Source organism: Saccharopolyspora sp. 6M (assembly GCF_020176775.1).
Taxonomy (GTDB): domain Bacteria; phylum Actinomycetota; class Actinomycetes; order Mycobacteriales; family Pseudonocardiaceae; genus Saccharopolyspora_C; species Saccharopolyspora_C gregorii.
Genome location: NZ_JAIUJZ010000158.1, coordinates 1 through 6,396, shown reverse-complemented (window position 1 = coordinate 6,396; position 6,396 = coordinate 1). Strand labels below are relative to the sequence as shown.

The window sequence follows — 6,396 nt, the reverse complement described above, 5'->3', positions numbered from 1 at the left end:
GTCTGGTTGGTCGAGCGGTCCGTTGACTCGGGCTGCGCACCCGCGGCGGAGGACCTGGATCCGCCCGCCCCGGGAACGAGTGAACGGACCGTTCGCCCAATCCCGTTGGACGAACGGTCCGTTCACCGTCGAAGTCCTCCCACCCACCGCGCCGGATCATCGTCCGCGAGCACCGGGGTGAACGGACCGTTCGTCCCGTCCGGTTGGTCGAAGGGTCCGTTCACTCCCCGCGCTCTAGCGCCGGTTGCGAGTGAACGGACCGTTCGTCCCGTAGAGCTGGACGAACGGTCCGTTCACCTGCGCGGGAGAGCTGTCAGCGGTCGTGCACCATCAACGCCGAGTTCTTGCCGGGCAGCCCGACCTCGCGGGCCCGGACGAAACCCGCCTTCCCGAAAGCCGCCACCGACGCTCCGTTGTGGACGTTCGGCTCGGCGACGACCCGCGCGCATTCCGGATCCGCCGCCAGCAGGCCGTGGGCCACCGCCTCCAGCAGCGACGAGCCGAAACCGCGCCCGATGGCGTCCTTCTCCCCGATCGCGATGTGCACGCCGAGATCACGCGGGTGCAGCGGGTAGCAGGTGGCGAGCTTGTCGCGGACCACCCGGTACAGCTCGACGTAGGCGACGTCCCGCCCGTCGCGCCGCACGATGCACGGCACCGAGTGCTGCCCGCCGAGCTGTGCGCCGAGCTCGTTCCGCCAGCGCTGCAACGACCACGCCTGGTTCCAGTTGACCGCCACGTGGTCTTCATTCATCCACCGGTGCACCAGCTCCGGGTCCTCCGAGTTCAGCGCGACCGGCCGCAACGACCAGCCGTCGCCAAGTTCCGGGACCGGCACCCCGGGCACGCCGTCCGCGGCGGTGGCGCGCATCGGGTTCGGCACCTCGTAGCGCACGGGCGAGACCGCCACCTTGCCCTCGGCCAGGTAGCGCAGTCCGGAACCGTTGAGCACCGCCAGGTCGGTCAGGGTGGCGCTGTCGAGCCAATGCCGGATGACCCGTTCGGTGTCGGGGTAGGTGTCGGCGAGCGCGCCCAGCTCCTCGGCCAGCGCGACCAGCAGTTCCTGCTCGTCGGCGACTCCGCGCAGTCCGAACCGGCCGATGGCGGCCAACGAGCGGCGGGTCAGCAGCCGGGCGGTCACCTCGGCCAGGTCGGCGCGCTCGTCGAGGTTGCGCAGCGCCGGCGTCACCGTGCTCTCCACGTGCGAGGCGAGCCAGCGCCGCGCCTCGTCCTGCGACGACACGCCCTGCCCGAGCACGTCGACCTCGTCGTTGCCCGTCAGCGGATCCACCGCGCCGGTGCGGACCGCGTCCAGCAGCCAGTCCAGCAGCGTGCCCGAACCCTCGGCGTTGATCGGGGCGTCCGCGGTGGCCCGGCCGCGTGCGTCCGCCGAGCACGCCGCGGCCAGCAGCGCGGAGTCGGCGAGGTCACCGGAGTCCGCCACCCGGATCGGTCCGAACCCGTGCGCGCCGGTCGGTGAGCGGTAGGTGACCTCGGTGGTGAACCGCAGCGGCCCGATCGTCACCTTCAGCGGACCCGCTTCGATCGGGGTGTGCGTTTCCGCGAGCCACCTCCGCAACAACAGCGCCGCCCGCGGGTCCACCTGCACGTTCTCGGCCACACCTGTCACACGCCACCTCTTCACGCTGCGTTGGGAACGCCGACCCTAACTCAGCCGACCGGGTAACGGACCTGCCTTCTCCGGTGCCCCCGGTCACCACCTTCGCGGAGTGAACGGACCGTTCGACCAACTAGATGGGACGAACGGTCCGTTCACCCGAAACCTCGCACGGCCGACCGGGTGAGGCAGCTCCAGTGCCCGTCCCTCCGATCCGGGTCCCGGGTGAACGGACCGTTCGTCCAAGCGGATCGGGCGAACGGTCCGTTCACCCCTGGCGGCCGGCGGCAGCGGGGAGCTCCGAGCAGCATCGGCCGGAGTGAACGGACCGCTTGACCAACTAGATGGGACTAACGGTCCGTTCACTCCAGGACCGGCGGGGCGGGCGCGGCACTCGGCGGCGCACCGGCGCACCACGACAGCACCGGAGTGGGGGGGGCGGGGGGGCCACGAGGTAGGGGGGGCGGGGGCGTGGGACCGGGCCGGGGGGGGGGGGGGGGGGGGGGGGGGGGGCCCCGGGGGCCCCCCCCCCCGCGCCCCCCGCGGCGCGCCCCCCGCTCCGTGCTCACCCCACTCTGCCCGCCCGGCCGCCCCCCCCCCCCCCCCCACGGGGGTCAGAGGACTCGGTCCAGGAACTCCCGCGTCCGCGCCTCCCGCGGCGCGAGCAGCACTTCCGCGGGCGGGCCCGATTCGACGACCAGGCCGTCGTCCAGGAACACCACGGAGTCCGCGACCTCCCGGGCGAAACCGATCTCGTGGGTGACGACGACCATGGTGAGCCCGCCGCGGGCGAGGTCCTTCATCACGGCGAGCACTTCACCGACCAGCTGCGGGTCGAGCGCGCTGGTGGGTTCGTCGAACAGCAGCACCTTCGGTTCCACGGCGACGGCCCGCGCGATCGCCACCCGTTGCTGCTGTCCGCCGGAGAGCCGCCGCGGGTAGGAGTCGGCGTGCTCGGCGAGCCCGACGTCGCGCAACGCGGCCAGCGCCCGCACCGATGCGTCCTTCGTGGACAGTCGCCGCACGCCGACGAGCGCCTCGGCCACGTTGCCGAGCGCGGTCATGTGCGGGAACAGGTGGAACCCCTGGAACACCATGCCGATCTCGGCGCGCTGCCGGGCGATGATCCGGTCCGGCAGTTCGTGCAGCTTGCCGCCCGCTTCCCGGTACCCGACGAGCGATCCGCCCACCTGCACCCGGCCGGCGTCGACCTTCTCCAGGTGGTTGATGCACCGCAGCAGCGTGCTCTTGCCGGATCCGGACGGCCCGATGACGCAGGTGACGGACCCTTCGGTGACGGTGAGGTCGACGCCGCGCAGCACCGGCACCGGCCCGAAGCTCTTCCGCACGCCGCGGACGTCGATCATCGCGGTCATCGCCCGCCTCCCAGGACTCGCCGCCACGACACCGGTTCCGCTTCGCTCCGGGTCCCGCGGGCGTAGTGCCGTTCGACGCGGTGCTGGGCGATGGTCAGCAGCGAGGTGACGATCAGGTACCAGGCGGTCGCGACCAGCAGCAGCGGAATCACCTGGTAGTTGCGGTTGTAGATCAGCTGCACCGAGTGCAGCAGGTCGTGCACGGCGATGACGCTGACGATCGAGGTGCCCTTCAACGTGCCGATGAGCATGTTCGCGGCGGGCGGGACGATGGCGCGCATCGCTTGCGGCAGCACGACGCGCCGCAGGATCCGGCCGCGCGTCATCCCCAGCGCCTGCGCCGATTCGGACTGCCCGGGGTCGACGGAGAGGATGCCACCGCGCACCACTTCCCCCGCGTAGGCCGCTTCGTGCAGCACGAGCCCGATCACCGCGGTCGTGACGCCGCCGAGCAGGTCCACCGTACTGGTGGAGAACTCCCCCACACCGATCACCGGGTACAGCGCGCCGATGTTGAACCAGAACAGCAGCTGCACCAGCACCGGAACCGACCGGAAGAACCAGGTGTAGCCCCAGCTCACGGCGGCGAGCACCGGGTTCCCGGACAGCCGCAGCACCGCCAGCACGGTGCCGAGCGCGAACCCGAGCACCATCGTCACCGCGGTGAGCCACACCGTCAGCCACAACCCGTGCAGCACGGCGGGCGTGGCGAAGTAGGCGCCGACGACGTTCCACTGGAAGTTCGGGTTCGTCGCCACCGAGAACACCGCGCCGGCCAGCAGCGCCAGCACGAGCACCGCGGCCGCCCAGCGGAACGGGCGGCGCAGCGGCACCACTTCGGGGACGTCCGCGACGGGCGTCGGGACGACTCGCAGTTCGGACATGATCTCCCGCCTGTGCAAGGGAATCGGGAGTTCGAACATCCATCCCGCGCCGAGTCCGGTCAAGACCGCGACCTCCCCGTCCCACCCTGTGGCCACCGTTGACACCTCCGATCGAACCCGGTGAAGCTCGTCGCGTGCCCGCCCGTACGTGCTTGGTCGCGCGAACCCACATCGACCTCGGCCTGGTGTGGTCGGCGTCCTGTCGACGCCACCGCTGAACCCAGGCCCGCCGCGCCCCGCCCTCGGTTTCCGGGGCGCTCCACCGATTCCCGCCGCCCGGTGCGGCGCGGAAGGGGACCACCATGCGCATCGGACACCGCGTGGCGACCGCGTTCGCCCTGCTGTTGAGCGGAGTTCTGCTCACCGCCTGCGGGCCCGCACCCGATCCGGACGCGGTCGCGCCGGGCCTGGACGCGCAGGCCGACGTCGTCTCCGGCGTCCGGCGCAGCGAGGCGGCGGCCGCGCTGCTGCCCGCGCGGATCCGCGACGGCGGGGTGCTGCGCATCGGCCGTTCCGTCGGCGGAGCACCGCCGACCGCGTTCTACCTGGCGGACGGCAGCACGGCGGTCGGCCTCGACGTCGACCTCACCGAGGCGGTGGCCCGCAAGCTCGGCCTGCGGGTGGCGGCGCAGGACGCCGCGTTCGAGACGATCCTGCCCGCGCTGGGCAGCGGCAAGTACGACGCAGGCACCGGGAACTTCGGCGTCACCGAGGAGCGCAAGCGCACCATCGACTTCGCCACCTACATCCGCGACGGGCAGGGCTTCGCGGTCCGCTCCGGGGACGACCGCGCCCCGATCGCGGAGGTGACCGCGCTGTGCGGGCAGACCGTCGGCACCGCGAAGGGCACCACCTTCGAGGCGACCCTGTCCGCGCAGGCCCACCGCTGCACCGACCTCGGCCGCCCCGCCTACCGGGTGCAGGTGTTCTCCGAGAGCAGCGCCCTCTACTCGGCGCTCACCCAGGGCAAGGTCGACGTCATCATGAGCACCATCAACGGTCTGCGCTACGCGGCGACGCAGCAGCCCGCGCTGCGGCTGGCCAACGAGTTCCGCAGGCTCGACGTCGGCTTCGCGCTGGCGAAGGACTCCCCGTTGGCCCCGGCGCTGCAGACCGCGGTGAACGAGCTGATCCGCGACGGCGGCTACGCCCGCATCCTCGACAAGTGGGGCGTGGCCGCGTCGGCCATCCCCGAATCGCAGGTCAGTCCGCCCGAGATCCACTGAGCGGCGGCACTACTCGATCAGGTGGCGATCGTGCCGCTCCACCGCGCGCGGTGTCCGGATCAGACCTACTCTCCTCGGCGAGTCGACCCTCGCCTGTGGAGAGGAGTGTCCAACGTGGAGGACTCCGCACAAGCCGTCGTCCCGCTCCGTCCCGGATTCGACATCCAGGTACGAGGTTTCCACCGCCGCCAGGTCACCGAGCACATCGAGCTGCTCGAAGATCAGCTGCGCATGGTCAGCATCGATCGCAACGAGGCGGTGGCGTTGAACACGGACCTCCGCCGCCTCTGCGACGACGCGCGGCGCGACCTCGCCGAAGCCGAACTCCGCCTCAAGCGCATCGAAGCCTCCGACACCGGGCTTCCGCACGCGTCGCAGCGCGTGCAGAACATGCTGTCGCTGGCCGAAGAAGAAGTGCAGACGTTGCGCGAACAGGCGCAGCGGCAGGCGGAGACCATCCGGGGCAGCGCGGAATACGAGGCGCAGCAACTGCTCGACGAGGCCGGCCGGGCCGCGGAGGCGATGCGGGCCGAATGCGCCCGCCTCGTCGACGAGCTCGACGTCCGGCAGCGCGAGATCCGCCGGGAGCACGAACAGAGCCTCGCCGACATCCGGGAACGGGAGCGCACCATGCGCCACGCCATCCGGGACGAGTACAAGTCGATCGTCACGGCCGCGCAGGAGGAGGCCGACGCGCTGCTCTCCCGCACCCGCTGGGAGTGCGGCAGGCGCGACGCCGAGACCGAGCAGCTGCGGCTCGACGTCCTGCAGGACCTGCACACCAAGCAGGCCCGGATGGAGGAGCTGCGCACCGCCGTCATGTCCTCGTTGGACAGCGTCGGCAGGCTCGTCGGCGCCTCCAGCAACGAGATCGCCGCGCAGGAGATCGACAACGTCATCGATGCCGAACTCGTCGGCGAACCGGCGCACCACGTGTGGTTGCCGGAGCCGCGCGGGGACACCCAGAGCTACCTGATCCCGCTGGAGTCCCCCTTCAACGGCGGTGCCGCGGAGCCCGCCGAGACCGCCGAAGCCGAACCGACCGAAGCCGTCCAGCGGAACTGATTCGGAGCGAGCACGTGGAGCTAGTCGTCTTGTCCTTCGCCGGAGGCGCCGTGGTGGCCGCACTGGTCTTCTGGCCGCTGCTGCGCCGGGTCCGCAAGCACGCGGACGGGCCGCCCACCGGCAGGCACGCGTTGCGCACCCACCGCAGCACCGCCCCGCCGGCGGGCCCGCGCCCCGGCGCCCCCCCCCCCCCCGGGGGCCCCGGGGGGGGGGGGGGGGGGGGGGGG

General features: G+C 72.0%; 5 protein-coding genes and 1 pseudogene. 3 read left to right on the top strand and 3 right to left on the bottom strand.

Going from position 1 to position 6,396, the window contains the following annotated elements:
- Window positions 1-313: 313 nt before the first annotated feature.
- The 3 genes from LCD31_RS20475 to LCD31_RS20465 form a co-directional block, all read right to left on the bottom strand.
- Window positions 314-1,621, bottom strand: coding sequence for a GNAT family N-acetyltransferase (locus tag LCD31_RS20475; protein ID WP_224960309.1), 1,308 nt, complete (start codon window positions 1,619-1,621; stop codon window positions 314-316).
- A gap of 611 nt (window positions 1,622-2,232) precedes the next feature.
- Window positions 2,233-2,994: an amino acid ABC transporter ATP-binding protein gene (locus tag LCD31_RS20470; RefSeq protein WP_304612913.1), complete on the bottom strand. Its 762-nt coding sequence runs from the start codon at window positions 2,992-2,994 to the stop codon at window positions 2,233-2,235.
- The gene (locus tag LCD31_RS20465) at window positions 2,991-3,878 is read right to left on the bottom strand and encodes an amino acid ABC transporter permease (protein ID WP_224960307.1); all 888 of its coding nucleotides are present in this window, start codon (window positions 3,876-3,878) and stop codon (window positions 2,991-2,993) included. The genes LCD31_RS20470 and LCD31_RS20465 overlap by 4 nt, the downstream gene beginning before the upstream one ends.
- A gap of 302 nt (window positions 3,879-4,180) precedes the next feature.
- On the opposite strand from LCD31_RS20465, the gene LCD31_RS20460 reads away from it, so the two are divergent.
- The 3 genes and pseudogenes from LCD31_RS20460 to LCD31_RS20450 all read left to right on the top strand — a co-directional run.
- On the top strand, window positions 4,181-5,104 hold the full coding sequence (locus tag LCD31_RS20460) for an ABC transporter substrate-binding protein (RefSeq protein WP_224960305.1): 924 nt from the start codon (window positions 4,181-4,183) through the stop codon (window positions 5,102-5,104).
- Window positions 5,105-5,209: 105 nt separating this feature from the next.
- The gene (locus LCD31_RS20455) at window positions 5,210-6,169 is read left to right on the top strand and encodes a DivIVA domain-containing protein (RefSeq protein WP_224960304.1); all 960 of its coding nucleotides are present in this window, start codon (window positions 5,210-5,212) and stop codon (window positions 6,167-6,169) included.
- A 14-nt stretch (window positions 6,170-6,183) separates the two neighbouring features.
- Window positions 6,184-6,396, top strand: a pseudogene (locus tag LCD31_RS20450) (hypothetical protein); the annotation flags it as partial.

Coding starts and splice junctions, on each gene's coding strand:
- LCD31_RS20470 (WP_304612913.1), bottom strand. CDS start 2,994: ATGACCGCGATGATCGACGTCCGCGGCGTGCGGAAGAGCTTCGGGCCG.
- LCD31_RS20460 (WP_224960305.1), top strand. CDS start 4,181: ATGCGCATCGGACACCGCGTGGCGACCGCGTTCGCCCTGCTGTTGAGC.
- LCD31_RS20465 (WP_224960307.1), bottom strand. CDS start 3,878: ATGTCCGAACTGCGAGTCGTCCCGACGCCCGTCGCGGACGTCCCCGAA.